The following is a 25,890-nucleotide window of genomic DNA, read 5'->3' as shown; positions in this document are numbered from 1 at the left end:
TTGTTGCAGTATTGCACCTCCTGTAATAGCTGCGATCCCTCCTGAAAATAGCGCAGAGAGTAATGGTGCAGTAGCCAGAAGAATGGGGCGATTACTTTTTTGTAGCTAAGCTTGATCGCCAGCTGTCGAAGGTGGTAGCGGTAATGCGCTCACCGGTTATTCCACTGCTTTCATCAGATGCCAGAAAGATAATTGGTGTGGCCATCACATCCGGATCAAGTAGCCGAAATCGGCTTTTGATTTCCTCTTTCGCCTGTTCGGGTATCATACCTGTTTCGGTGGCCCCGCCAGGCAGCAACATGTTTACATCAACGTGGTATTCCTTTAGGTCTTCAGCCATAATGTGGGAAAGGGAATCGGTACCTGCTCTTGACGGACCGTAGGGTACAAATCCTTTTCGCTTCATGGTTTCGTGGTTCATGGAGATGTTCACGATTTTGCCTTTGCCCTGCTCCAGAAACAGCGGAACAAAAGCTTTGGCAACCAGAAAGTAGCCGGTCAGATTGGTATCGATCAGGTCACGGAAGCCTGCGGCGCTAACCTGGTAAAAAGGCTGCGGTTTAGTTAGAAAATCCGGGTTAACCGTTCGCATCCCGATTCCAGCGTTGTTGACAAGCAGGTCTAATTTTCCCCACTGCTGCCGCACCCACTGCACAGCCTTTTCGATAGAATGCTCGTCCCGGACATCCATCTCCAGGGCATAGGCATCTAACTGCTGCTCTTTTAGCTGCGCCAGTGCTTTGTCCAACTTATCACTTTTGCGGGCCGTAATGGCAACGGAAGCACCAGCCTGCGCCAATGCTTTTGCCATAGCAAATCCCAATCCGCTGGAAGCGCCTGTTATCAGCGCCTTCTTTCCCTGTAAGGTTGATTCATTCATTTTTATCTGATTAAGTTTATTTTACACTTTTGCTACATACGGATGATTTCACTGACACTTTGCCCACGGATACCTTCTGCTTGAGCGAGTCATGCCCCCCGCCCCACCGCCTCTGCAAGCAGTGATGATCCACTGCTGTGAGAGCATTATATCAGTGAACAGCAGCAAAAGAATACTTAGCCGCCGCTAAACAAGTGCAGTTAGTAATTACGGCCTGGTTTGGGGGGGTATGGAAGTAGTTCTTTCTGAATAGCTTTGGCTGTTTTGCAGGAACAAACTCAACTTTACTACGTTTTTAAAGTGGGCGGCTTGTACTGCCTGCATAAATCAATTACTAAAATACCGACTACTAGATTATGAAAAAAAGAAAGCTAGGAAAACAAGGACCTGAAGTATCAGCCTTGGGCCTGGGCTGCATGGGCATGTCAGACTTTTACAGCAACCGCGATGATGCGGAGTCTGTTGCCACCATACACCGGGCACTGGAACTGGGCGTAAATTTTCTGGACACTGCCGACATGTATGGCGTGGGGGCGAACGAAGAGCTGGTGGGAAAGGCCATCAAAGACCGCCGCGATCAGGTGGTGCTGGCTACCAAGTTCGGCAACGTGCGCGGTGAGGATGGCAGCTACTTAGGAATAAACGGCAAGCCGGACTATGTAAAGAAGGCCTGCGAGGCAAGCCTGAAACGCCTGGGGGTAGACCATATCGACCTCTACTACCAACACCGCGTGGACCAGGATACACCCATTGAAGATACCGTAGGGGCCATGGCCGAGCTGGTGAAAGAGGGCAAGGTGCGCTTTCTCGGCTTATCAGAGGCCTCTGCCAACACCATCCGCAGGGCTAACAGCGTGCACCCGATCACAGCCTTGCAAACGGAGTATTCGCTCTGGAGCCGCGACGTGGAAGACGAGATACTTCCTGCCATCCGTGAGCTGGGTATAGGTTTCGTGCCATACAGTCCGCTTGGCAGGGGATTCCTGACCGGCCAGATAAAGCGCTTCGAAGACCTGCCGGAGGATGATTACAGACGGCACTCACCGCGTTTTCAGGGGGAGAACTTTCAGAAAAACATTGACCTGGTGAAAAAGATAGAGGATATAGCACGCCAGAAAGGTTGTACACCATCGCAATTGGCGCTTGCCTGGCTGCTGGCACAGGGAGAGGACATTGTGCCGATACCCGGCACCAAACGCAGAAAGTACCTGGAGGAAAATGTGGGGGCTGTGGACGTCTCGCTTACAGAAGAAGAGTTGCAGCAGATTGACAAGATTGCGCCACAAGGCGTAGCCGCCGGAGAACGCTACCAAAAAGATCAGATGTCGAGCCTGAATGTATAAAAGTTAGCTGCGTTTAAAAACAAGCGCTTCAGCCCGACGCATGTATTAAACCACCTGTGCCAAAAGTTCTGAAGACACAGGTGGTTTACTTTTGCTGCTAAGTTAAGCAGCGTATGTCACCTCATAATGCCGCACCATCTTATCAAAGCTAATGGTTATCTGCTGCACATGCTCCGGCACTCGTCGGCGAAACTTCGGATGGGCTCTATTACTACTTCACTGCCACAACCAGCCTTTTCACAGCCCGGCTTAAAGCTGTGTCTTTTTTGATCAGCCCGTTAAAGAGCAGGATGCCCGTTGTGGCGCACACTATACCTGCCAGCACGTCCAGCACGTAGTGGTGCGAGGTATAGACCGCCGCAAACCAGATACCCCCCGTAATGATGGTAAAGAGCACTTTGGCTACCACTTCCAGCCTGTTCTTTAAGGCATAGTAGAGCACGATGAGTGGATAGGCAGAGTGCAGTGAAGGCATGGCGGCAAACACATTGGAGCCTTTGGCATATAGCGAATAAAAGACCTTAATGCCAAAGAACTCATCGAAGCGCACCAAACCGGCCGTATTGCCCGGTGTTTCGGCGATAAAGTCAAAGCCATGCAGCTGCACATACCAGGGCGGCGCGGCCGGGTATAGGTAGTAGACTACAAAGCCGAGCAGGTTGACGAGCAGAAAAGTGAGCGAGAAGTACACAAACTGCTGTCGGTTCCAGAAGAACAGAAAGCCGGCAAAGGCAAGCGGCACCGGTATCCAGCTGAGGTAAAAGATACCGCTCAGCACATCCAGAAAGGTATGGCTGTGCAGCTGCCAGAATTCATTGGGAGTCAGTATAGCACCGCCGTCACGTATCCCGAACACAGCTTTCTCGGCATTATACAGGTCCTTGATGTGTACGGCATTGAACCAGTAGTTCGGGAAGGCCTTCATGTAATCGTAGAGCACCCAGAACACAATAAAGATCGAGAACCCGGTGATAAACTTACGGGTGATGGGCGTCGCAAAATACAGGGCGTTTGCCAGCCCCACCAGCACCAGCTGATCAGACTTGAACCCAACCAGCAGGTACGACAGCAGCAAATAGCCAACAGAAAGGGCAGCTACAACAAGGGCATTTTTCCGTTTTACTTTCGCCTTCCCCTCTGTTGCGGTAGTTGTTAAAGCCATTTTATTTTTTGTCAAAATCAGAACCGAAAATCTTGTCCCAGAGAGAAGAACTCACTCCGTAACCTTTTGTAGCATCGGAGTAGTGATGCAGCATGTGATGCTTTTTCAGCTTCATCCAGAACTCCCCTTTAAAGTTAAAGTGGTGCAGGGCGTAATGCGAAATATCATAAAAGAGGTATCCCAACAGAAAGGCTGCAAAAAAAGCGTACAGCTCCCCTCCCGACAGCAGTAGCGCAAACAGACAGTATAGCGCCGTGGCCATAGGTATGCTGGCAGATGGTGGCATCACCAGCCGCTTTTCATCGTTTGGGTAGTCATGGTGCACTCCGTGGAAGATAAAGTGTAGGCGCAGTGCCCACTTCGCCTTCGGCACATAATGAAAAACGAAGCGGTGCAGCACATACTCCGTCAACGTCCAGACAAACAAGCCAAGTGCGGCGTAGCCCATAAAGGCAAGCACAGACAGTTTCTCCACATGTAGCGCCAGCCAACTCAGGAAGAGGATGACCGGCACGTAAAGGTAGAGCGGCACCGTCCAGTGCACTTTGGACAGCGCCTCCATCCAATCATACCTGAACATCCTGACAGACTCCTGCGAGCTAGACACGAAATTCTTTTTCATCTGTAAACTAAGGTTTAAAATGTCCTGTTACTGCCTTTCCAGTAGCGGCATCGTGGCCGCTCAACTCAACATACAGCACATTGGGCACCCAAAATGTACCGCCTTCGATCCGCACAAACACGCGGTCCAAAATCACTTCTTTCTTGTTTAGCGTGGTATATACACGGTATTTGCCATCGGCTGTTTTGCGCAGGTATAGCGGCAGCTTTCCATAACTCACAAACTTGACCTCATAGTGGTCTTTGCCCAGTTTTTTGGTGTTCAGGCCATAGGCAAATTTGCGCTGAATATAGTTTAGCTCCTTACGCTCTCCGCCATCTGCATATCGGATCCAGAACGGGTAAATCGGCTCCGCTTCGTTTAACGCTCCTTGCGCCGTCCGGTTCAGTTCGTATACCACCGTGTTAGGATTTGGATCACGCTGCACATAAAACAGTAACTCCTTGATGCCCTTCGGTACCGGCAGGGTGTCAGTCTTCGCCTCGGCTATACCGGTTAAGTCACTACCACTGACACTATCTATACCTGTGCAAAACAGCAGGAGCGCCAGGTAAAAAATCTTTCTCACGTTGTTATACTTCTCCTTAGCGTGTTGCCATCTCTTTCTGCTCCATGGCTCTTTTGGAGTCCATCAGCCTGTTATAAGCCGTGATGTTCGTCATTACCGCCATCACGGTGATAGGCAGCGTAAACACCGACATTGTTTCGAACACATGGAATGGAATGCCCTCCACGTATACTTTGTAATCTGCCCCTACAAAGGAAGAGATTATACCGCAGGCAATTGCCGACACCCCTATCAGCACCACCCTTTCCGGGCGCTGCATCAGGCCTCCCTTGCACTCCACGCCCAGGCCTTCGGCCCGTGCCCTGGTATAGCTCACCATCATGGAGCCGATAAGAGCAATAAAGGCAAAAAGTGAACTCAGCAGGTAATGGTGGGCAATCAGGTAGTAGCAGATACCCATGAACATGATCATTTCGCTGTAGCGGTCGAGCACCGAATCGTACATGGCCCCGAAGGTGGACTTCATATTGCCGAGCCTGGCCACCTGCCCGTCGAGCATGTCGAACACGCCGGCAAACAGCACAAGCGCTCCGGCCCAGCCCACGTACTCGAGCTCGCCCCGGTTGCTGGTTTCCCCTCCCCAGATAAAAATGGCTGCAACCCCGATGTTCAGGATCAGCCCGGTGGTGGTAACCACATTGGGTGTGAATCCCAGCCTGATCAGTAACCGCACAAAGGGGTTAATGACCGAGTAGATTCCCTGCTGCAGGGCGTCACGAAGCGAGTTCTTGTCCATACTTTACCTGCTATTAATTTAAAAATCGAATTTAAATCTACCCCTTATACCTATATCTGACACATTAGGATGATCGAGATACGTCAGGCGTTTCACCACATCAATCCTGAAGAAGTTAAAGATGTTACCGATGCCCACACTGGCCTCCATGTAGGGCTTGTCCTCCAGCGTGTACGTCGCCTGCCGCCCGTCGTCAAAGGTCGGGAAGCGCAGCAGGTCGGGGTCGCCTTGCGGCATGTTCTCGCTGCGCACCTTGCCGTACAGCGCCTTAAAGGTAACAAACTCCCGTAGCTTCGTTTTCTTGAGCAGCGGTATTTTGTTAATGATAAAGCCGTTGAAGCTGTGGTCGATGTGCACACTCGCGTATTGGTCGCTGACAAACTCCAGGAAGTTCATCAGGTTGTATGACTGCAGCTGGTACGAATAGCTCTGGTTGGCGCGGTGGATCGCCAGCAACGGGAACGGCACCTGCCCGAAAATGTATCCGCCTTCCGTTACCACGTCCGAATAGCCCAGCTGCGACAGGTAGAAGCGCTTGTACACGTTCAGGGCAACTTTCTGGTACTCGTATTCGCTATCGAGCAGACCTTTCATACCGGCCGCTGCCCGTAAGGTGAACACTGGATGCCGGTTAGCAACCGGCGTGCGGTACAGCTTGCCCTGGAAGAACTGCTCATTCGGAGCCCAGCGCAGCTCCAGCGAGGCCTCTGATGTGGTCAGTTGTGGCACATCCAGCAGCTCCATTTCGCCCGACGCTGTTTCCACGTTGCGCACGTACTGCAGCGATCCCGCAGGTGTCTGCCGCCAGTTCTTGAAGCCCACCCTGTAGGAGAAATGGTTCTCGAACTCGTGCAGGTAGTTTATGTTATAGGTTTCGTTGTAGAGCCATTTATCGTTTTCGCCCCGCTTAAAGGAAAGCAGGAAGTTATCCTCCTGCACAAACTGCAGCTCCTGGCCGGGTATGTTGGTGTCTTTCTGGTAGCTCGCGCTGATAGACCGCACCGGGAACTCAAAGATAGACCTGTCGGTGAGCGAATAGCTGCCGCCCAGGTAGTACTTCCACTTCTCATCTTTAAAGCCGTAGGCGGCATAGGTCTCCAGCATGTACTTTTTGCTGAATGTGGTGGTGGTGCGGCCACCAAAGCGCAGGCGGAAGCCCTCTACCGGGTTAAAGCTATAGAACGTGTTCAGAGGGCCAATCTCGATGTTCGGCCCCAGGCGCTTGTAGCCCGCAATCAGGGCGGTGGCCCAGTCCATGGTCCGTTGAAACGACTTCATGTTCACGAGGCTGTCGATGTTGGTATATGTTTTGGCCTCCACAGCTGAAAGCGAATCGTGCCGGCTGGCCTGCCAGAAGCTCTCGTCTTTGGCAATGGCATTCTCCACGCGCACCACGGCTTCGCCTTCGTACAAAGCGGCCGACTGCGGCTCGTTCACCTTATAGTCTTTGTACGAAACCACCCGCTCCCCGTACATGCCGGCATCGCTGTTCTGGGTAAGCCCAAAGTCCGTTTTGATCACGCTCTTGCTCAGGTGGTAGCGCCCGTCGGGGTTCTTCTCGAAGTCCAGGTTGATCTTCAGGTCGCGCACCCAGTTGATGCTCACGCTTTTTGCCACCTCCATTTCCACGCTCTGCACGGCATAGGTTCCGTCTATGGTCACGAATAGTTTACCCGTAAACATAAAGGCAGCAGGGTTGCGGGGCTCAAACCGAAGCTCTGCCAGCTTTCTGCCACTCTCCGTTGTGACGGTATCCGTGAGGTAGAACTTGTAGAATGTGGGGGCCATGTCGGCGATAGGGCTCAGGAACTGGTTCGTCAGGATCGTGATGTTGTTGTCATAGATGTCGATGTCCTGGTACATGTGCTGCATGTAAGAGGTAAAGCCCTTGTTGTCTATAAACTCGCCGAAATCGACTTTCTTCTCGGCTTTCACGATCGTTTTTCTGGTCTCCGGGTCCTTGCGGTAATAATGCTCCGCAAGCTGCTCCTGCACAAAGAAAGGCAACAGCGCCTTGCCCTCCAGTAGGGTGGTGTCGAGGTTGCTGGTAATAAAATCATACTTGCGCAGGAAGATGTTCCTTTTCAGCTTCTCCGGCGTGTTCACCAGCGACATCTGCGTTTTTTCGTACTGCTCGTACTGCACATAGTCGTAGTGCTCAGGCCGGTTCTGCTCCTTATGGTCCACAACCTCCCGGATCAGGTCCACGGCCGGGTTATCTTTGTTGCTGTACTTCACCTTGCGCTTTTTACCAACCACAACCACCTCGCTCAGCTGCTTGGCCCCGGTCTCTAGTTTCACGTCCAAGGTTTGCTCCTGCCCGGGCGATACACCCAGTGTTACGGCATCGTATCCTAAGTACGAGAATTGCACCTTGTTTATAGGTTGGTTTGTTTTAATGAGGTAGTTTCCCTCAAAGTCTGTGCTGGTACCGATGCTGGTGCCCGGCACAAAAACCGACACCCCGATAAGCGCCTCATTCGAAACGGCATCCCTAACAGTCCCCTGTATAGTTGTAACGGCACCTTGTGCCCTTACGGCGGTCGCCTTAACACCTGAAACAACAAGTAACAGCGTAAAAAACAACCAATATTTATATAGCTTGTATATATTCTTATTTGAATACATATCGTTTTTGTATTATATAGTTATAGAAAAAACCGACAAGCAAGGACATGACAACTTTAGAGTAGACATAGTTAATCCCTCCGTAATGCGTGATCACATACACGCCTGATGCATTAAGCAACAGGCTGCCATTCCAGACCATGAAGTATTTGATTGCTTGTGCCGGTACAGTCTTGTCTGCAGCATTAAAAACCCAGGTTCTGCCCAGGGTAAAATGCATTCCCCCCCCTGAGACAGTACCCACTATGGTGCCGGCCACATACCAGAGACCGCACAGTTCCACCATGATGATCGTCACCAGAAAATCGACAGCAGATGCTGCCAGAGAGGCCGTCTGCGCCTTCAGGAAGGTGAACATTTAAAAAATCTTGTAGTATAAAAGTATCTGTAAAACCACGTTCGCGTAAACGCCCGCCAACACGTCGTCCAGCATTACGCCTAAGCCTCCTCCCACTCTTTCCAGCCTTCTTATAAAAAGCGGCTTTGCAATATCGAAGAACCTGAACAGGACCAGGCCTGCGCACAGGTACTGCAGCGTGACAGGTATAAACAACATGCTGATGCACATGCCCGCCACCTCGTCTATCACCACTTTTTTGTCGTCTTTGCCCCACAGCGGCTCAACCTCCGTGGCGGACCAGACGCCTACCCCCGTCAACAACAGCGTTATGATAGGGAGCCAAAGCACAAGCTGGCTCCCACCAGCCCATTGCGCGGCATACAGGCAAAGACAAACGGCTACGGCGGCTACCGTACCTCCTCCCTTTCCTATATAGCCGATGCCAAGGCTGGTGGAAACTAATTTGTGTATTCTAAGCACCTTAAATCTGTTAAAGCTCTTCCTCTACAAAGTCTTCGTAGTAGTCAAGGCCCAGGTGCGTAATCAGGTCCTCTCCCATCATGTGGCGAAGCGTGTTCTGCAGTTTAATCAGCTGCTTAAAGATGTCATGCTCCGGACGAAGGCCTTCTGCCGTTTGTGGCGACTTGTAGTAGAACGACAGCCACTCCTGGATTCCGCTCATGCCGGCACGCTGCGCCAGGTCCGTGAACAGAGCTAGGTCCAGCACGATAGGCGCTGCCAGGATAGAGTCACGGCACAGGAAGTTGATCTTGATCTGCATCTGGTAGCCCAGCCAGCCGAAGATGTCGATGTTGTCCCAGCTCTCTTTGTTGTCACCGTGAGGAGGGTAGTAGTTGATGCGGATCTTGTGGTAGATGTCGCCGTACAGCTCCGGGTTGTCCTCCGGGTGCAGAATGTCTTCGAGCACGCCCAACTTCGATACTTCCTTCGTTTTGAAGTTCTCCGGGTCGTCCAGCACAAGGCCGTCGCGGTTACCCAGGATGTTAGACGAGAACCAGCCTTTGATGCCCAGCGCTCTGGCCTGCAGGCCTGGCGCCAAAATGGTTTTCATCAGTGTCTGACCCGTTTTGAAGTCCTTGCCCGAAATAGCCACGCCGTTTAGTTTCGCCAGTTCTACAATGGCAGGAATATCCACCGTTAGGTTGGGGGCTCCGTTTGCAAAAGGAACACCCAGTTTCAGAGCAGCGTAGGCATAAATCATACTTGGCGCAATGCGCGGATCGTTGTTGCGCAGGCCTTCCTCAAAAGCGGTGATTGTTTCGTGCACGTCGCTGATCTCTGCGTAAATCTCCGTAGAGCCACACCACACGATAACCAGGCGGTCGCAACCGGTCTCCTCTTTAAAGCTGCGCATATCGTCCATCAGTGCCTCCGCCAGCTCATACTTTGTAGCGGCTTCTTTCACATGGGTGCCATCCAGGTTTCTGGCGTAGGCTTTATCGAACACGGCTTTCATCGGCTGGATTGCCTCCAGCTCCGGCTTCAGCGCATGCAGCAGGCCTGGCTCCAGCACCTTCGCGTTTACGGCCGCCTCGTACACGTTGTCTTCGTACACATCCCAGCCCCCGAACACGATGTCGTTCAGGTTCGCGAGTGGTACAAAGTCCTTAATAAGCGGATTACGGTTTTCCGTTCTCTTACCCAAACGGATGTTGCCCATCTGAGAGAGTGAGCCGATTGGCTGTGACATTCCTTTACGGATAGCCTCTACCCCAGCTATAAACGTGGTGGCAACTGCTCCCAGTCCTGGAAGCAGAATACCCAGGCGCCCTTCGGCGTTTTTTACTTTATATTTCATCTTATGTACTTGTGTCTTAATTTTTGTGCTCTTATCTATAACCACTTATTCTCTTTGTACCACTTTAAAGTCTGCGCCAGGCCTTTCTCCAGGTCATACTCAGGCACATAGCCCAGGTCGGACCTTATTTTCTCGATGCTGCAGTTCCAGTTCTCGGCAGCCAGCTCGCTTAGTTTTTCCCTGTTGAGGGCGGGCATGGCTTTGCTGGAAGCATACAGGGTCTCCAGCAGGTTGGCTATCAGTGTAGCCACCCCCAGCGGCAGATGCACCTTGACCGCCTTCTTGCCCAGGATCTGCTTGGCGGCGGTGGCCAGGGCGTAACGGTCGTAGCTGTTGCCGTCGGACACGTTGTAGCTGACCCCGCTTATACTTGTACCGAGCGCCTGCATCACCGCTTTTGCCAGGTCCTTCACATACACAAAGCTTAGCCACTGCGGCTTGTTGCTGATGTAAGGCTCCAGCCCCAGGTTCAGGGTCTTGAGAACGATGAAAATATCTTTCTCCCGCGGACCATACACTGCTGTCGGGCGCAGCACGACCAGAGGCAGATCCTTTAACTCCGCCAGGTACTGCTCGGCCAGGAGCTTGCTTTTGCCATAGGCCGTTACCGGCTGTGCCTTGCTCTGCTCCTGTATGGGCGCTACCTCCTGGTAAGGGATAGGCCCCAGCGCGGCCAGGCTACTGATAAACACAAACTTCTTCAGCGGTATGTCCGCCATTGCCGCCGCCGATGCCAGGTTCCGGGTATAGACCGCGTTGATGTTCACGTAGTCCTGCGGGTGCTTTGCCTTGGTGGTGCCTGCCGCATGGATGATGTAACGGTACTGCTTCTCTTCCAGCTCCTTTACCAGCGCGCTGGTATCCTGAAAGTCGAGGGAAGTGTAGTGTACGCCAAACCCCTCCAGATGAGCCACCTCGCTGGAAGCACGTACAGCCGCATACACGTCCATACCTGCCTGCAGCGCCGCCTCTATCAGGTGGTAGCCCACAAAACCACTTGCCCCCGTTATCAATACCCGCTCTTTCATAGCGCCTTCTCAAAAATCCTGTACTTCTTGTAAGGCCTGGCTCCCATCTTAAGTAACCCCTGGTTCATCATCACATTGTTTTCGAGTATCCAGGAGGCCTCTGCCGATTGCATCTTCTTCTCGCGGTGCTTCTGCATGGCCGCTCCGTAGAACACCGCCTCAATGCCTAGCTTCCGGTAGCCTTCCACCACGCCGAGGGCGATTATCCGCACAGCGTTTATCTGCTTACGCTGCGTCAGCAGTTTAAATATGCCCGTAGGCAGCAGGCGTCCTCTTTTGATCTTCTTCAGGATCTGGTTAATATCCGGTATAGCCAGCGAGAAACCGATTATCTTGCCCTCGTGCTCCGCTACCAGGCAAAAATCTGGGTCCACGATCAGTTTGAGGTCCTTGGCCATATAGTCAAACTCCTTCGGCGTCATCGGCACGAAGCCCAGGTTCTTGTCCCAGGCGGAGTTGTAGATCTCCCGCAGTTTCTCTGCTTCCTGCTTATAGTTTTTCAGGCTAATGGGCCTGATGGTAATTCCTTTCTGCTCCAGCCTCGCCCGGATTACCTTCGACAGCCGGTAAGGCTTATCGTTGTAACCATCGGCCCCAAACTGGTAGGCCAGCAGGTCCACCTTCTTCTGAAAGCCCAAGTTTTCCAGCAGCGTTATGTAATAAGGGTAATTGTAGGGCATCATGGCCGCCGGCGAACTGTCAAATCCTTCCACCAGCATGCCGCAGGTTTCGTTGGTAGAGAAGCTGACCGGACCGATCATGGTCTTAGCCCCTTTTTCCGTGAGCCACTGGCGCACCTCCTGAAAAAGCAGGTTTGCCACTTCCCCATCCTTCACGCAGTCAAAGAATCCGAAGAAGCCATCCTTTGCATTGTTAAAGGTATTATGGTTGTTGTTGAGGATGGCGGCAATCCGTCCTACAACATTTCCATCCTGGTAGGCCAGGTACAGCTGCAGCGTAGAGTGCTCATGGAAGGGATGTTTCCCCGGCGTGAGCAGGTCTTTTTGCGCAATATAAAGCTCCGGCACGTAATGCGGGTCGTCCTTGTACAGCGCATGCGGAAAGTCAATAAAGGCTTTTAGCTGCCGCTTTGTCTCAACTCGCAGTACTTGCTTCATAGGATGCATTTCTGGTATTAATCCCCAAGAGCTTAAAGGCATCCGCTAATTTAGCAGCAGCTTCCTCTATATGGCCGAAGGTATGCGTTGCCATCACTGACAGGCGTATCAAGGTAGAATCGGCAGGCACGGCAGGCGCCACTACCGGGTTCACGAAGATGCCGTTATCCTGCAGCACCTTCGTTACCAGGAAAGTCTTGTAGTTGTCCCGCACATAGATGGGGATGATGGGTGTTTCTGTGGGTCCGAGCTCCAGCCCTGCTGCACGAAGCAACTTCATGGCGTAGTTCGTATTCGCCCACAGTTGCTCTATCCGCTCCGGCTCGCTCTGGATCACATCCAGGGCAGCCAGGGTGCTGGCAACAGAGCCCGGCGACATGCTGGCACTGAAAATCAGGGAGCGGGCATGGTGCTTCAGGTACAGAATGGTGTCGTGGTCGCCGGCAATAAAACCGCCCAGCGAGGCCAGAGACTTGCTAAAGGTACCCATGATCAGATCCACTTGGTCTGTTAAACCAAAATGAGAGGCGGTACCGGCTCCTCGCTCACCAATTACACCCAGGCCATGGGCATCGTCCACCATGATGCTGCCGCCGTAGCGCTCGGCCAGGGCCACCAGTTCCGGAAGCTTCACAATGTCTCCTTCCATACTAAAGACACCATCCACCACAATGAGCTTCAGGGCATCGGCAGGCAGCTTGCTGAGTTTCTGCTCCAGGTCCTGCATGTCGTTATGCTTGTACTTGATTACCTTGGAGAAAGAGAGACGGCTGCCATCGAAAATAGAGGCATGGTTATATTCGTCCAGCACGATATAGTCGTTGCGGCCAGTGAGGCTGGATATAACCCCCAGGTTTACCTGAAAGCCCGTGCTAAACACCAGTGCGGCGTCTTTTCCTACATACTCAGCCAGCCTTCGCTCCAGCTCCAGATGTATGTCGAGTGTACCATTCAGGAACCGGGAACCGGCGCAGCCTGTACCGTACTGCTCCACCGCCTGTATGGCGGCTTCCTTTACTTTGGGGTGATTAGTAAGTCCCAGATAGGCGTTCGACCCAAACATTAAAACCTTTCTGCCCTCTATGATCACTTCCGTATCCTGCGCAGATTCAATGGCCCTGAAATAGGGATAAGCCCCCTGCGCCTGTGCCCGCTCTGCAGCCAGTTGCGCTGCGCTTTTTTCGCGGGCGAGGATTCTCTGACGAAGTATATTATTCATCTGTTGTATTTAAAGTAAGCGATAGAACTCTTCTTCTACTTTCAGTTTAGAGATTCATTGGATAAAACAAGTTAAGATTTGTTATATACAAACAAACTTTAGCACTAAGTAATATTTTCACCTCTCTGTGTTTTGTTAGTCCTAAACATAGAGAGCTAACTAAACCCGCGTCATCGCTATATCTATCAACCATCACGTTGCCATGGGAGACTAAAAAAGCAAGACGAACTAAAGTTATTACAATCAGGTCACGCCTTCAGGCCATGCATCAGAATACTGTGGATCGTCCCCATCCTGCCTTCAAAGTCCGTAAGCTTGTTCTCGATCAGCAGACCGATTTCGATTCCTTTGAAAGCACATACCAAGGCAAACGCGACAGCATCCACATCATCGGCCGTGTAGTGCGAAAGCTCTCCCCGCTCCAGCCCAAACTTGAGAATGTTGCGCACCATGCTGATTTCCCGGGCCTCGTACCTCCTCTTCAGCTCCATGATGTGGTGAATGTTCGCTTCAACTTCCCCGCGGATGACGTTGAAGAGGTTGGCATTTTTCTGTATGGCCCGGAACTTGGTGATACCAATGGCCATCAGCTTTTCCTCGGCTGTCTGCGCTTTGGCTACTTCTCCGCTCGTAACACGGAACACCTCTTCCATCTCACGCGTCACCACACTGTCAAAGATCTGCTCCTTGCTTTTATAGTAATAGTAAAGCGTGCTTTTCCCTTTCCCTGCGGCCTTCGCTATGTCCTCCATGGTAGTTTTACTCCAGCCAAAGCGGATGAATAGCTTTTGAGCCTCGTTCAGAATCTCCGTTTTAATACACTCGTCTTTATTATCGCTCATACCTAATAGACCAAAATCGTATTATGGTCCAAAGGTACAACATTTAATAATTAATTAACATAAGCTTGGTAGTAATTAGAGACTGCTTTATTTATTCATTGGGCTACAAAGGGAATTCATCAGAACCTGGCTTCGTCATTTTCTCGCCATAGTGCTGCTATGCCACTTAAAAGGAGCCTTGCCATAGCCCGAAAGTCCTCCTATTCGCTGCCAACAATAATATTAAAAACAGCCTCTGAGAAATGTAATGATAAGTTACAGTTGCAGATAAACCATTTACTAACTTATGTGTTAGAGGGAAGTTCTTTAGAAACAGACATGAACTCCCTCACCAAGCTGCTAAACTTTGTCTAAGCGTGTTGTTAACCCACTTCAAGTGATTCGCGTCCTCATTGCTTCAAGGTAAGCATCTTTTATCTGTCTGAGTTTCTTCTGCCATAATGCCTGTGCAGATCCTTCCTATTAATAGCTTTTAAATGCACGTCGTCTCTATGAAGAGTTCTTCAATTTAATTGTTAGTAAACCCACTGTCATATATTTGCATGAGATACGGGCTTATGCTACCTCTGCCCCGAGGATATTCCACTCGCATAGGCGTAGCTCTCCTTCTTTAGCTGGAAGTTAGCGTAAGCTCTGGCCAGGGCGCTGGCAGCTTCCTGGTACAAAGCCTGCGCATCCATTACCTCTGTTACACTTGCCAAGCCACTGGCATAGTTGTCCTGGCTTACTTGCAGGTTGCTGCTGGCCTGCTCCAGGTTTTCTTGCGCAAAGGCAATTTCCTTGCGGCTATCCACCAGATCATACCAGGCTTTGGTAATTCCCACCTTCAGCTGATCGCTTACGCTTTCAAAGTTATTTTTCGCTTTCTGCTCACTGATAGCACGCTGCTTCATTTTATGTTTGCCCTCACTCCACCAATCGCTGATAGGGATGCTGACCATGCCAAACGAGAGAGGAACAAACGTGCTGCCGATCCCCCTGTCCAGCACGCCGGCCTGCGCCGCATTCACTCCTATGGAAACAGTGGGCATATAATCTGCTTTGGTGAGCCTTGTTTGCAGCCGCTCACCCTCCAGCATCTTCTGCAAAAGCTGGTAGTTACTGTTCTCCACCAGCGATGTGTCCGGCCCAAGGCTGTACAAAGGTGGTAACACGTCTGTCGCCAATGTATCCTGCATCACAAGAGATGAATCGTATGGTATACCAACATACAGGCTGAAGTCGAGCAGCGCTATCTTCTTACCACTCTCCAACTGGCTTTTATTCAGCAACAGGCGGCTTCGTTGCACCTTTACTTTCAGCAGGTCATTGCGGGCTATCAGGCCGGAAGCCAACAGGTCGTTCTGCTGCTTTAAGAGCGTATCCAACAGGCGCTCATTCGCTTCCAGCACCTTGTGCTGTTCCTGCAGGTTTACCAGGTTCCAGTATTTCTGGGCAGTAATCAATAGTACAGAGTCAACCGACTGCTGGGCGCGTAGCTTATTTACCTGCAGCTGCAGCTCCGCCAGCTCGTTATAGCTTTTGATTTTGCCGCCTGTATACAAAGGCTGTACAGCTGCCACACCAGCCATGTAAAAGTTATTGATACCTTCTGGCAGCATTTCTGGCATAGCAGGCACCAAGTCCTTGAAGCCATACACACCAACGCCAGTAACGTCTACCGAGGGCAAATGAGCTGCTTTTGCAATTTTTATACCTGCTTCAGCCGACTCGATGTCCAGCTCACTGTTCTGGATGGCTTTGCTGTATTTAAGCGCAGCCTCTTTACTTTGCTGCAGACTAATGGTGTGGGGCTGCTGGGCATAGCTGCTGTACCCGATGAGCAGCAGTATAGTATATATGAAAAACCTCATAGCTGAAAATAGTATACTTAAACTGTAGGTGTTAAACCCTTCTCTTGATGTGCTGCCTCATTGTCTTCTTTTCTGAAGAACAACCAGTAAAGGGTGGGCAGCACGAATAGCGTCAGCAGCATTGAAACAAGCAAACCAAAGCAAATAACGGTTCCCAGCGGCCCCCAAAGCGTTGAGCGACTCAAAATCATGGGGATAACTCCAACTGCGGCCGCCGATGAGGTGAGGAAGATGGGACGCATACGGCGCTCCGACGCTACACGAGCCGCCTCTTTCACCGACAAACCCTCCTTTTCACGAAGCTCATCGGCAAAGTCTATCAATATGATGCCGTTCCGTACCACTATACCGCACAAAGCCAGTAAACCCAGAAAAGACGTGAAGCCGAAGGGGTACTGCATCAGCATGAGCCCGAAAGCAGCGCCCAGTATGCTAAGTGGCATGGTGATGAGGCTGAGCAGCGCATGTTTGATGCGCTTGAAATGCCAGACCAGGATAAGGAAAATGACCACGACGCTCATCAGTAGCGACAGCCCCATCGGGGTGAGGTTCTCTTCCTGCATCTCCAGTTCTCCGCCATAGCTGATGCGCACTCCTTCAGGCAGCTTCAGACTTTCTATTTCAGGGCGCATCTCTCCCAGCAGGTTGTTGGCAACCGCGTCCTGCACCATGTCCATTCTGACGGTGAGCGTGCGGACGCCATTGCGGTGTGCGATCTGGCCCTGGTGCCACACCGGTGAAATATCTGCCACCTGCCGCAGCGGCACTACCGTTTGCGACTGCTGAACCGGGACACGCGTTTCCAGCAGGGCGCCCGTGTTATTTCTGGCCGTTTCATATGTCTTGACTAAAACATCCAGCGGATAGCTGCCTTCCCACACCTGCGTGGCTGGCAGGCCCTGCATATTCATGGCGACTACATTGGCGATGTCCTCCTTGCTTAGGCCCAGTCTGGCTGCTTCGGTATTCTTGACATTCAGCTGGATGCCTTCCTTCATTTCCTCGTAATCTGTCCTGACCCAGGTAATGCCCGGCTGGTGCTGCCCTATCTGCATCACCTGGTCGCCTACCTGTTTCAATGCTGTCAGATCTTGGCCTGAAATGCGTACTTCGATGGGTGCCGGTGCACTTACCATGTTCAGCTGTTTCATGCGCACATAGGCATCCGGGAAAAAGTTGCTGTATTTTGTTGCGTACTCGGCCAACACCTCTTCGGTGGTTTCTGCTGTAGTGGTGTTGATGAGCACCTGCGCATAGTTCTCCGCTGGCAAGTTAGGGGCGTAAAGCGTATGGAAACGTGGCGATGACGTACCTATAAAGCTGGTGTAGGAGACAATGCGCTCGTCCTGTGCCATTATTCCTTCCATCTTTTTCACAACACTGTCCGTCTGCTGCAGGTTATAGCCATTGGGCAGGTAAATCTCCATGGCAAACTGGTTCCGCTCTACTTTAGGGAATAGCTGCTGCGGCAGGAGCGCCATCAGTACAACCCCGATCACAAAGGCAAGGATCCCGAAAATGGTGGTGAGCACAGGATGGTTGATGGCATTGCTGATATGGCGGTTGAACACACGCTGCAGCCTATCCAGCATAGACTCTTTTTCCTTTGTTTCGCCGGGCAGGTGCAGTCCTTTTTTAATGAAAAGGGTATTGAAGTACGGCACCAGCAGCATCGAAATAATGAGCGAAAGCGAGAGTGCAATAATGATAGTATAAGGAAACATGCCGACAAAATCGGCGGCTACACCTGACATGAAGAACATGAGCGGCGCAAAGGTGGCGGCAATGGCCAGCGTTGCCGTGAACACAGAGGGAAACAGTTCCACCGCACTGCTTCTGGCAGCCTCCCAGACAGACATGCCCTGGTCCAGTTTCTCCACGTGGTTGTCGATAACCACAATAGGGTCGTCTACCACAATACCCAGTACAATGATCAGGGCTGCCAGTGTCACCGTGTTCAGCTCATACCCCAGCAGGTACATAATGGCCAGGGTAGCGGCAATGGTGATGGGAATAGTAGCAGCCGCCACAGAGGCTACCCTAAAAGGCAGCAGCAGGAGGGCCACTATAATCACCCCAATCAGGGCATAACCGAATTCTTTCATAAAATGGGCTATAGACTCATCCACCACCTCTGGCTGGTTGGCAAGCTTGGTGATGTGAATGTCGGGGGGCAAGTTGCGCTCAATTAGCTGCAGGCGCTCCTCTACTTCTTCCCCAAAATGCACGATGTTCCTGCCTGCTGCCATTTCCATGGAAATGATGATGGCCTTGGTTCCATTGGCCGTCACGTATGATTCCGGTTCGCCATACTCCCTTTTGATGGTTGCAATATCCCGCAGACGTATGACATTTCCGTTCGGGTCACTTCGGATGATCTGGTCAGCCAGGTCTGCCTCTGTTTTGAAGAAGGATGTCAAGTGAATGGGACGGTCTATCACCTTTCCCTCCAGAGTTCCTGCCGGGTTAATGGCCCCCTCCCGCTGCAGGGCCTGCATCAGTGACCCGGAGGTTATGCCATAGTTGATGAGCTTGCTGTTGTCTACATAAATGCTGATCTGCTCATTCAAAGTACCGACCCGGGTAATCTTCGCCAGGCTTTCAATCCCCCGCAGCTCATCTTCTATTTCCTCTACATGCTGCTGTAAATCTTTGTAGGGCCGGGTTTCAGACTCAACAGCCAACAGAACGGCGGAGGTGCTGCCGAAGTCGCTGTTTACAAACAGGCCCCGCACCTCCTTCGGCAGTTGGGCCTGCAGCAAGGGCATGCCGTTCTTTAGCTTATTCCAGAAGTCTCTGGTGTTGGTGTCATTTACCCGCGCCGCCACTTCCACGTAAACGTACATCATGCCATCGCGGGAGTAGGAATAGGTCTTGGTCTTATCCACTTCGTTGAAGCTAAACAGGTACTCTTCCACCTTTTTGGTGAGCTGCTGCTCTACCTGCTCTGAGGAAGCCCCCGGGTAAATTCCTACCACAACGCCCTGGCGAATGGTGAATTCGGGAAACTCATTCCGGGGCATGTTAAAGAGCGCGTATATGCCGAGCATCACCAGTACGGCTGCCAAAGTGAGCGGAAGGGCTTTGTTCTGCATCGCCCATTCCACAATGTTGCTTTTTCCTTTCATGTGCTGTTTATCGGATGATTTGAATGGGACTGTTGTCGGCAAGCTTATGGTAGCCGGATACAATCAAGGTTTCGGAGCCTTGCAAGCCTTCTGTCACCTCAATGCCGCTGTTATACAAATTTCCGGTGCGCACGTTTTTGCGGATGGCTTTCTGCCCATCCGGGCTGGCGACATATACAAAATTCTGCCCGTTCAACTCAGCCTGAACTGCCTGAACCGGCACAATGATCTGTCTGCTGCCTGTTGCGTCGGCCGCTTCGCCCTTTTTGTTTTCAAAAACTACCGTGCCTACCATTCCTGGCTTTAGCTGCTCCTCCGGGTTGGGCAGGCTGATTTTAACAGTATAGTTGGGAGTGCCCGCTGCTGCAAGCACAGCCACTTCATCCACTGTTCCTGTCCTCTTTTCACCTCCCGATGCCTGCACCTGCACGGTGGCTGTATCGCCTTGCGCATAGGAGTTGACTTCAGCTTCAGGCACCGGCACTTCCACAACTACCGGCGAAATATCCACAATCTCAACTACCGGCACACCCGGACTTGCCAGCGAACCGACCTCCACATATTTGGACCCGATATACCCGCTCTGGGGCGCATACAACTTTGTGTGAGCAATATTCTGGTAAGTGGCTCTGGCCGCCGCCTGTGCCTGCTCAAACTGAGACCTGGCCTGCAGCATATTGATTTCCGCGATACTGCCTTTGCTGTACACTTCTGCCACACGCTTATAGTTCTCTTCCGCCAGCCGCAGCTGCGCCAGCTGGGCCTCATACTGGCGGCGGTAGGTAGTTTCATCGAGGGTTGCAAGCAGCTGTCCTTTCTTCACATACTGCCCTTGCTCCACCGGTATTGATACCACGTTTCCAGACACCATGAAACTCAGCCGAACCGCCTTGGATGGCCTGACAGTGCCGGTGTACTGTATGGAACCGCCTTGTGCCTGCGCAGTGGCTAACGCCAGAGTTTCTACTCTTACAGGCTGCAACACCTTCTCTGTCTGCGCTTCATCACTGCAGGACGAACTCAGTATTGTTAGCAACAGACCAGCTGCAAAAGGTAGTTTTGAACAATGCATAGGGTTATCAGATTTAAACGTTTGCACACTTTTAGTATTTTTGTCGAACTTTAAGAAAAAAAAATCATTGCAGGCCTTTGATGAGGATGTCAATAAGCCATTTTAGCCGGTTTCCCAAACCAGTCATTCTGTTATTGATAAAGATTTCCTGTTCAAAGCTTCTCAACGCTATTACTATCATTTCTGTCAAAAGATTCAGATCTTCTTTACTCAACTTTGCTATTTCCCCTCTTTCCATGCCGGTAAGCAGCAGGCTCCGCACCACTTCAGACTCTTCCCGAAGCAGTACTCTGCCAAGTTGCCTAATCAAGCCCTCCTGCTCTCTAAGATCTCTTAAAATTCCCTCGTATTCAGCAGCTAAGGCCTTCAAGCCATCTAACTTACTGGCATTGTACACCAGGAGGTTATCTGCCAAGGATGCATTTGGGTGGATTTGCTCCTTGGCCTGCTGGATAATTTCAGTGAATTCACCGATTGCGAATGCTTCAAAAACCTCTTTTTTGTTCTTGAAGTAATGATATATCGTGCTACGGCCTTTCGCGGCAGCCTTTGAAATATCATCCATGGAAACCTTGGTATACCCGTACCGCCTGAAAACCTGTTTGCTGGCTTTCACGATGCCGGCTTTTACCACATCATAATTTGCATTAGTTTTCATTCGACAAAATTATCCTTTATGTCTAATAAAAACAATTTTGAAATAGATGGTATTACGGAAAATTTCAAATAACGCTCTAAAAATTAAACCGGTGTCAGAAGCTGTAATTCTCCACTTTAGGCCAGTCATAAAAATGGGAGGATGTCAAACAGAAGGAAGTCGACATAAGGAACGGGGCGAGCGTTACGGGTCTTTTTCGAAAAAGAAAGTATAGCTTCGGTAGCTGCAAGGATAATAGACTACCTGCTACTTTCAGTACCGCCAAAGAAAATGTTCTATAAAGCTGTAGACTTTGTGCAGGCAAGTAAGCATTAAGTGGGATAAAACAAAAGGTTTGGTGACAACGTTAAACCCCAGGTGTTTCTCCGGCTTACCTACCTCCTCCACCGATTCTGCTTCTACCCGGTCAGGTTAAATACCAACATGACGTTTTGCTTTGTGTCCGGAGCAGGCACGGATAGCGCAGAAAAGGGAAGGGTAAAAGGGAAATCCGAAAACGACCTTATGAGGCCTTCTTTTAAAAGTTTAAGATCCGGCCCAGACTTCTGGAACACCTACGCTTGAAAAGAAGAACATTAAATATTACAGATACACAATGTGGATGATCCCAATATTACGGAAACTGGCGCAAAAAAGCATTTACACTTTACTGGAGTTAGGGCAGGCAATGCTCAATGCTATTAACCGGGCGTATAAAGGGGATGTCCTGGAGATCGCTGGTATGAAAAAGCCTGTCCGACATTTAAAAAAAGTTGATTATTTAGATAAAGATGCGCAAGCTTATGAGTGTGTTGGTTGTTATTTTAGCTGTTATTCTGGTGCTTGTGCTGGCAGTGTACCTCTTTATGCAGCAGCCGCAGTTTGGCAGTATTCCTACAGGACCCAGGCTGGAAAGGGTAAAAAATTCTCCAAATTACAAAAATGGGCAGTTTCAGAATTTAAATCCTACGCCCATGCTCACGGAAGGAGCCAGTTATTTTACCATGATGAAAGAATTTCTGCTTGGAGACAAGGCCAGCAGAACACCTTCTGATAGCTTGCCCGGTAAAAAGATTGATCTCCTGAACCTGAATCCTGAGGAAGATATAATTGTCTGGTTTGGACATTCTTCTTATTTCATGCAGCTGGCCGGAAAGAAATTTCTTGTAGACCCTGTGTTGAGCGGTAGTGCATCTCCGGTAAAATTCACCACGAGGAGCTTTAAAGGGAGTGACAGGTATATGCCTGCGGACTTACCTGATATTGATTACCTTTTCATTACCCACGACCATTGGGACCACCTTGATTATGAAACCGTAGAGGCTCTTGAACCTAAGGTAAAAAAAGTAATAACAGGCTTGGGAGTGGGGGCTCACCTGGAACGCTGGGGTTATAATGCCGACAAAATAATAGAAAAAGACTGGAACGAAGAGATCTTGTTAGAAAAGGACTTTAGGGTAAATACCGCTCCTGCACGGCATTTCTCAGGCAGGGGTTTTAAAAGAAATGTTTCCCTGTGGATGTCTTATGTATTAACCACTCCCACGAAAAGGATATACATGGGTGGTGATTCCGGCTACGACTCCCACTTTAAAACTATAGGTGAGCGGTTTGGTCCTTTTGACCTGGTAATCCTGGAAAACGGGCAGTATGATAAAAGCTGGAAATACATCCACATGATGCCCGAGGAAGTACGGTAACATAAAGCAGCAGGACGCGGTGCTGAGCTACTCCGAGCGCAAACCCCGCCTCGACGCCAACGGACAGCCCGTTACCCGCTGGGACGGCCACAGCACCAAACCGCACCCTGTTACCGGCCAGGAAGTACCCGACGAAACCGCCCGCACCATCACCTACGACTACCTCGACCCCAAACCCGCCACCTGGCCCGAAGCCGATTTTATTGTCGGCAATCCGCCGTTTATTGGTGACAAAACAATGCGTAGTACTTTGGGTGATGGGTATGTAGATGCACTTAGAAAAGTATATAAAGGTACAGTGCCAGAGAGTGCAGACTTCGTTATGTTCTGGTGGCAAAAAGCAGCAGAAATCGTTCAAGCAGAAAAAGCAGAAAGATTTGGTTTTATAACTACCAACAGCATAAAACAACCATTTAATAGACGAGTGATTCAGGCTTTTTTTGATTCTAAAAAGCCGTTAAATCTAGATTATGCTATACCTGACCATCCATGGATAGATAGTGCAGATGGAGCACAAGTAAGGATAGCAGTAACTGTTGCTAGCCTTGATTCTGCAGTTGGAAGAGTAGACAAAGTATTTAAGGAAATTCCAGCAGAAGGAGAATGGAAAGTCTCTTTTACAGAAAAGATAGGAACGGTAAACCCCGATTTAACAGTTGGTGCAGATTTAACAAGTACAGTTTCTTTAAATGCCAATTCTAATTTGTCAAGTGTTGGAATGGGCCTTTATGGAACAGGTTTCTTAATTACACTTGATGAAGCAAAGAAACTGGGTCGAGGTGAAATTGAAGGTATGGAATCTGTCATAAAACCTTATCTAAATGGAAGAGATTTTACTCAAACATCAAGAGGCTTATTTGTGATTGATTTGTTTGGATACACTGAGGAACAAGCTAGAACAAAATTCCCTCAGGTATACCAACATGTACTTAATAATGTTAAACCAGAAAGAGACCAAAATAACAGAGCTTCATACAGAAAAAACTGGTGGTATTTTGGTGAGGCAAGAGCTACATTCAGGCCTTCTCTAAAGTCATTAGACAGGTATATTATTACAACCCAAACTGCAAGACACAGAGTCTTTTCATTTTTCGATAAACAAATCTCTCCAGACAACACTCTTGTTGCAATAAGCCTTGATGACAGTTTGTTTTTATGGGTATTATCAAGTGAAATTCATACAGCTTGGTCATCAGTAGCAGGAGGAAGACTTGGTGTTGGGAATGACTCTCGTTACAATAGCACACGTTGCTTTCAGCCCTTCCCCTTCCCTACCCCAACCGAAGCGCAGCAGGAGCAGATTCGAGGTATAGCCGAGCAGCTGGACGCGCACCGCAAGCAGCGGCAGGCGCAGCACCCCACGCTCACCATCACCGACATGTATAACGTGCTCGAAAAACTGCGGTCGGGTGAGGCGCTGAACGCCAAAGAGCAGAAAACCCACGAACAAGGGCTGGTAAGTATACTCTTGCAGCTGCACCAGGAGCTGGATGCCGCCGTTGCCGCCGCCTATGGCTGGCCTAACAATTTGCCTGAAGAGGCCATACTCGAGCGCCTCGTGGCCCTGAACAAGGAACGCGCCGCCGAAGAAGCACGCGGCCACATCCGCTGGCTCCGCCCCGCCTACCAGAACCCGCAAGGCGCCCAGCAAGCCGACATGGGCATAGAAGCAAAAGCTAAAACTATAAAAGCCACCGCCAAAGAGGTGCCGGCCTGGCCAAAAACGCTCTCGGAACAGGCACAAGCCGTACAACGCGCTCTGCAACTGCACGAGCGCCCGGCCACAGCTGAAGACTTGCTGCACCAGTTCAAACCCATAGCCAAGTTGCAGCAGCCGCAGCGTCTGCAGCAAATCGACAGCCTGCTGCAAACGCTTCATGGTCTGGGCTTGCTGCGCAAAACAGAGCAGGATCAATATGTAAAGTAGAAAGAAGGTATTATCAATGAGGCTTCATTGCTAGCAGTTATAAACTATACTATTCTGCTATGTAAATATGCAATAGCAACAGCTAGGATGTGCTGCCCTAATGCCTCCAGTAGCTATGAGCAGAACAATCAATTTTAAAACATTTATAGCGAAAAAATAAACATGGCATTAAATCTTTCCGAAATACTAGTAGTCGGAGTATCGAGCAGAGCTCTGTTTAACCTAGAAAAGGAAAATGAAATCTTTAATTCACAAGGAATTTCAGGTTATAGAAAATACCAGCAGGAACATGAAGACCAGTCATTAGAACCAGGAACAGCTTTCCATTTGGTTCAGAGTTTACTGTATCTTAATCAGGATGCAAGAAAGCGAATCGTTGAAGTTGTTGTAATGTCAAGAAATAGTCCGGAAACCGGTGTTCGTATTATGAATTCTGTCCGCAAATACGAACTGGACATCACAAGAATGGCTTTTAGCGGAGGCGAACCCTTAGCACCTTACATTGACGCCTTTGACATTGATTTGTTCCTGAGTAAGGACACAAAAGATGTTCAAGCAGTTATAGATTCTAAAAAGTCCGCTGCCGCATTCATTTATGAGCCACCAACTGAATTCAAGCCGACAGACAATCGCGTGAAAATTGCTTTTGATGCTGATGCAGTTCTTTTTTCAGACGAGTCTGAACATCGGTATAAGACAGAAGGTATGGAGGCATTTCATAAGTATGAGAGTGATCATGAAAATGAACCCTTAGGAGAAGGACCATTTGCGAAGTTATTGATCAAACTTTCTAAAATTCAGGATGAGTTGCCCACCACAGTTGAACTATCGCCCTTGAGAATAGCAATTGTGACAGCAAGGAATGCGCCTTCGCACATGCGTGTAATAAAAACTTTAAGGAAGTGGGGCGTTTATGTGGATGAGGCTTATTTCTTGGGTGGCCTTTCAAAAGACAATGTTCTCAAAGCCTTCGGCGCGCACATATTTTTTGATGACCAAGAAGTTCACTTAGCCGAGTCATCCAAAGTAGTTCCATCAGGAAAAGTGCCCTACGCCTCTGACTCACCGTTGTTAAAAATGATGAATAAAGCTATTGTGATTGAATCTGTTGAAGACAAGAAGAAAGAATAAAATCACAAGCTCTGCCTGTAACCACTACGGGAGATTCACCGCCAAAAGGCCAATGGCCTAATATAGGCCTGCCTTAGCGATTATATAAAAGAAAAGGCTCCTCGGGATGAGGAGCCTTTTCTTTTATAATTAACCCT

Annotated in this window: 22 protein-coding genes; 6 read left to right on the top strand and 16 right to left on the bottom strand. The window is 50.0% G+C overall.

Annotated features, from left to right (window positions below; genetic code table 11):
• Nucleotides 1-91 precede the first annotated feature (91 nt).
• The gene (locus C8E01_RS18670) at nt 92-880 is read right to left on the bottom strand and encodes an SDR family NAD(P)-dependent oxidoreductase (RefSeq protein ID WP_116544976.1); all 789 of its coding nucleotides are present in this window, start codon (nt 878-880) and stop codon (nt 92-94) included.
• Nucleotides 881-1,236: 356 nt separating this feature from the next.
• Here C8E01_RS18670 and C8E01_RS18665 point away from each other — a divergent pair, with 356 nt between their 5' ends.
• Nucleotides 1,237-2,223 (top strand): aldo/keto reductase, encoded by a 987-nt coding sequence (locus C8E01_RS18665; RefSeq protein WP_116544975.1) that lies wholly within the window; start codon nt 1,237-1,239, stop codon nt 2,221-2,223.
• A 211-nt stretch (nt 2,224-2,434) separates the two neighbouring features.
• Here C8E01_RS18665 and C8E01_RS18660 read toward each other — a convergent pair whose 3' ends face one another.
• From C8E01_RS18660 to C8E01_RS18620, 9 genes are read right to left on the bottom strand one after another with little or no spacing between them, the layout of a single operon-like run.
• Nucleotides 2,435-3,385, bottom strand: coding sequence for a phosphatase PAP2 family protein (locus tag C8E01_RS18660; RefSeq protein ID WP_116544974.1), 951 nt, complete (start codon nt 3,383-3,385; stop codon nt 2,435-2,437).
• A gap of 1 nt (nt 3,386) precedes the next feature.
• A complete protein-coding gene (locus C8E01_RS18655; RefSeq protein ID WP_116544973.1) occupies nt 3,387-4,007 on the bottom strand; it encodes a sterol desaturase family protein in 621 nt (206 codons plus the stop codon).
• Nucleotides 4,008-4,014: 7 nt separating this feature from the next.
• Nucleotides 4,015-4,575 carry a DUF4833 domain-containing protein gene (locus C8E01_RS18650; protein WP_116544972.1) on the bottom strand — a complete coding sequence of 187 codons (561 nt, stop codon included), beginning with the start codon at nt 4,573-4,575 and terminating at the stop codon, nt 4,015-4,017.
• 16 nt (nt 4,576-4,591) lie between these two features.
• Nucleotides 4,592-5,311 (bottom strand): CDP-alcohol phosphatidyltransferase family protein, encoded by a 720-nt coding sequence (locus C8E01_RS18645; RefSeq protein ID WP_116544971.1) that lies wholly within the window; start codon nt 5,309-5,311, stop codon nt 4,592-4,594.
• Between the two features lie 18 nt (nt 5,312-5,329).
• Nucleotides 5,330-7,897 (bottom strand): DUF5686 and carboxypeptidase-like regulatory domain-containing protein, encoded by a 2,568-nt coding sequence (locus C8E01_RS18640; protein WP_243409698.1) that lies wholly within the window; start codon nt 7,895-7,897, stop codon nt 5,330-5,332.
• A gap of 28 nt (nt 7,898-7,925) precedes the next feature.
• Nucleotides 7,926-8,297, bottom strand: a complete 372-nt coding sequence (locus C8E01_RS18635) for a GtrA family protein (RefSeq protein WP_116544970.1) — start codon at nt 8,295-8,297, stop codon at nt 7,926-7,928.
• On the bottom strand, nt 8,298-8,759 hold the full coding sequence (locus C8E01_RS18630; protein WP_116544969.1) for a phosphatidylglycerophosphatase A family protein: 462 nt from the start codon (nt 8,757-8,759) through the stop codon (nt 8,298-8,300).
• Nucleotides 8,760-8,769: 10 nt separating this feature from the next.
• Nucleotides 8,770-10,098, bottom strand: a complete 1,329-nt coding sequence (locus C8E01_RS18625; protein ID WP_116544968.1) for an inositol-3-phosphate synthase — start codon at nt 10,096-10,098, stop codon at nt 8,770-8,772.
• A gap of 35 nt (nt 10,099-10,133) precedes the next feature.
• Nucleotides 10,134-11,126, bottom strand: coding sequence for an NAD-dependent epimerase/dehydratase family protein (locus C8E01_RS18620; protein WP_089320859.1), 993 nt, complete (start codon nt 11,124-11,126; stop codon nt 10,134-10,136).
• 221 nt (nt 11,127-11,347) lie between these two features.
• On the opposite strand from C8E01_RS18620, the gene C8E01_RS22200 reads away from it, so the two are divergent.
• Nucleotides 11,348-12,208: a hypothetical protein gene (locus C8E01_RS22200; protein WP_373422663.1), complete on the top strand. Its 861-nt coding sequence runs from the start codon at nt 11,348-11,350 to the stop codon at nt 12,206-12,208.
• Between the two features lie 13 nt (nt 12,209-12,221).
• On the opposite strand, the gene spt is transcribed toward C8E01_RS22200, so the two are convergent.
• The 6 genes from spt to C8E01_RS18585 all read right to left on the bottom strand — a co-directional run bounded on the left by spt (nt 12,222) and on the right by C8E01_RS18585 (nt 21,016).
• Nucleotides 12,222-13,463 (bottom strand): serine palmitoyltransferase, encoded by a 1,242-nt coding sequence (gene spt / locus C8E01_RS18610; protein WP_089320857.1) that lies wholly within the window; start codon nt 13,461-13,463, stop codon nt 12,222-12,224.
• 248 nt (nt 13,464-13,711) lie between these two features.
• A complete protein-coding gene (locus tag C8E01_RS18605) occupies nt 13,712-14,305 on the bottom strand; it encodes a TetR/AcrR family transcriptional regulator (protein ID WP_089320856.1) in 594 nt (197 codons plus the stop codon).
• A 560-nt stretch (nt 14,306-14,865) separates the two neighbouring features.
• Nucleotides 14,866-16,158 (bottom strand): TolC family protein, encoded by a 1,293-nt coding sequence (locus C8E01_RS18600; RefSeq protein ID WP_089320855.1) that lies wholly within the window; start codon nt 16,156-16,158, stop codon nt 14,866-14,868.
• A 17-nt stretch (nt 16,159-16,175) separates the two neighbouring features.
• Complete coding sequence (locus C8E01_RS18595; protein ID WP_089320854.1) at nt 16,176-19,286, bottom strand: efflux RND transporter permease subunit; 3,111 nt, start codon at nt 19,284-19,286, stop codon at nt 16,176-16,178.
• A gap of 7 nt (nt 19,287-19,293) precedes the next feature.
• Nucleotides 19,294-20,322 (bottom strand): efflux RND transporter periplasmic adaptor subunit, encoded by a 1,029-nt coding sequence (locus C8E01_RS18590; protein ID WP_165820690.1) that lies wholly within the window; start codon nt 20,320-20,322, stop codon nt 19,294-19,296.
• A gap of 100 nt (nt 20,323-20,422) precedes the next feature.
• Nucleotides 20,423-21,016 carry a TetR/AcrR family transcriptional regulator gene (locus tag C8E01_RS18585; protein WP_089320852.1) on the bottom strand — a complete coding sequence of 198 codons (594 nt, stop codon included), beginning with the start codon at nt 21,014-21,016 and terminating at the stop codon, nt 20,423-20,425.
• A gap of 601 nt (nt 21,017-21,617) precedes the next feature.
• Between C8E01_RS18585 and C8E01_RS21990 the strand changes: the two genes are divergently transcribed.
• The 4 genes from C8E01_RS21990 (at nt 21,618) to C8E01_RS18565 (ending at nt 25,753) form a co-directional block, all read left to right on the top strand.
• Nucleotides 21,618-22,049, top strand: coding sequence for a hypothetical protein (locus C8E01_RS21990; RefSeq protein ID WP_243409697.1), 432 nt, complete (start codon nt 21,618-21,620; stop codon nt 22,047-22,049).
• Entirely contained in the window at nt 22,000-22,695 is a 696-nt protein-coding gene (locus tag C8E01_RS18575; RefSeq protein ID WP_243409695.1) for an MBL fold metallo-hydrolase, read from the top strand. The genes C8E01_RS21990 and C8E01_RS18575 overlap by 50 nt, the downstream gene beginning before the upstream one ends.
• 19 nt (nt 22,696-22,714) lie before the next feature.
• Nucleotides 22,715-24,622 carry a DNA methyltransferase gene (locus tag C8E01_RS21485; RefSeq protein WP_133242793.1) on the top strand — a complete coding sequence of 636 codons (1,908 nt, stop codon included), beginning with the start codon at nt 22,715-22,717 and terminating at the stop codon, nt 24,620-24,622.
• A gap of 162 nt (nt 24,623-24,784) precedes the next feature.
• Entirely contained in the window at nt 24,785-25,753 is a 969-nt protein-coding gene (locus C8E01_RS18565; protein ID WP_116544966.1) for a 5'-nucleotidase, read from the top strand.
• Nucleotides 25,754-25,890: the final 137 nt, after the last annotated feature.

It is taken from the genome of Pontibacter virosus, from assembly GCF_003096355.1.
Lineage (GTDB): Bacteria > Bacteroidota > Bacteroidia > Cytophagales > Hymenobacteraceae > Pontibacter > Pontibacter virosus.
The sequence above is the reverse complement of the archived record's forward strand: the minus strand, read 5'-3'. Positions and strand labels throughout refer to the sequence as shown.

What these genes read in the sequence shown, in the direction of transcription:
- C8E01_RS18670 (WP_116544976.1), bottom strand. Translation starts at nt 880, where the DNA reads ATGAATGAATCAACCTTACAGGGAAAGAAGGCGCTGATAACAGGCGCT.
- C8E01_RS18665 (WP_116544975.1), top strand. Translation starts at nt 1,237, where the DNA reads ATGAAAAAAAGAAAGCTAGGAAAACAAGGACCTGAAGTATCAGCCTTG.
- C8E01_RS18660 (WP_116544974.1), bottom strand. Translation starts at nt 3,385, where the DNA reads ATGGCTTTAACAACTACCGCAACAGAGGGGAAGGCGAAAGTAAAACGG.
- C8E01_RS18655 (WP_116544973.1), bottom strand. Translation starts at nt 4,007, where the DNA reads ATGAAAAAGAATTTCGTGTCTAGCTCGCAGGAGTCTGTCAGGATGTTC.
- C8E01_RS18645 (WP_116544971.1), bottom strand. Translation starts at nt 5,311, where the DNA reads ATGGACAAGAACTCGCTTCGTGACGCCCTGCAGCAGGGAATCTACTCG.
- C8E01_RS18635 (WP_116544970.1), bottom strand. Translation starts at nt 8,297, where the DNA reads ATGTTCACCTTCCTGAAGGCGCAGACGGCCTCTCTGGCAGCATCTGCT.
- C8E01_RS18625 (WP_116544968.1), bottom strand. Translation starts at nt 10,098, where the DNA reads ATGAAATATAAAGTAAAAAACGCCGAAGGGCGCCTGGGTATTCTGCTT.
- C8E01_RS18620 (WP_089320859.1), bottom strand. Translation starts at nt 11,126, where the DNA reads ATGAAAGAGCGGGTATTGATAACGGGGGCAAGTGGTTTTGTGGGCTAC.
- spt (WP_089320857.1), bottom strand. Translation starts at nt 13,463, where the DNA reads ATGAATAATATACTTCGTCAGAGAATCCTCGCCCGCGAAAAAAGCGCA.
- C8E01_RS18605 (WP_089320856.1), bottom strand. Translation starts at nt 14,305, where the DNA reads ATGAGCGATAATAAAGACGAGTGTATTAAAACGGAGATTCTGAACGAG.
- C8E01_RS18600 (WP_089320855.1), bottom strand. Translation starts at nt 16,158, where the DNA reads ATGAGGTTTTTCATATATACTATACTGCTGCTCATCGGGTACAGCAGC.
- C8E01_RS18595 (WP_089320854.1), bottom strand. Translation starts at nt 19,286, where the DNA reads ATGAAAGGAAAAAGCAACATTGTGGAATGGGCGATGCAGAACAAAGCC.
- C8E01_RS18585 (WP_089320852.1), bottom strand. Translation starts at nt 21,016, where the DNA reads ATGAAAACTAATGCAAATTATGATGTGGTAAAAGCCGGCATCGTGAAA.
- C8E01_RS21990 (WP_243409697.1), top strand. Translation starts at nt 21,618, where the DNA reads ATGATCCCAATATTACGGAAACTGGCGCAAAAAAGCATTTACACTTTA.
- C8E01_RS18575 (WP_243409695.1), top strand. Translation starts at nt 22,000, where the DNA reads ATGATGAAAGAATTTCTGCTTGGAGACAAGGCCAGCAGAACACCTTCT.
- C8E01_RS18565 (WP_116544966.1), top strand. Translation starts at nt 24,785, where the DNA reads ATGGCATTAAATCTTTCCGAAATACTAGTAGTCGGAGTATCGAGCAGA.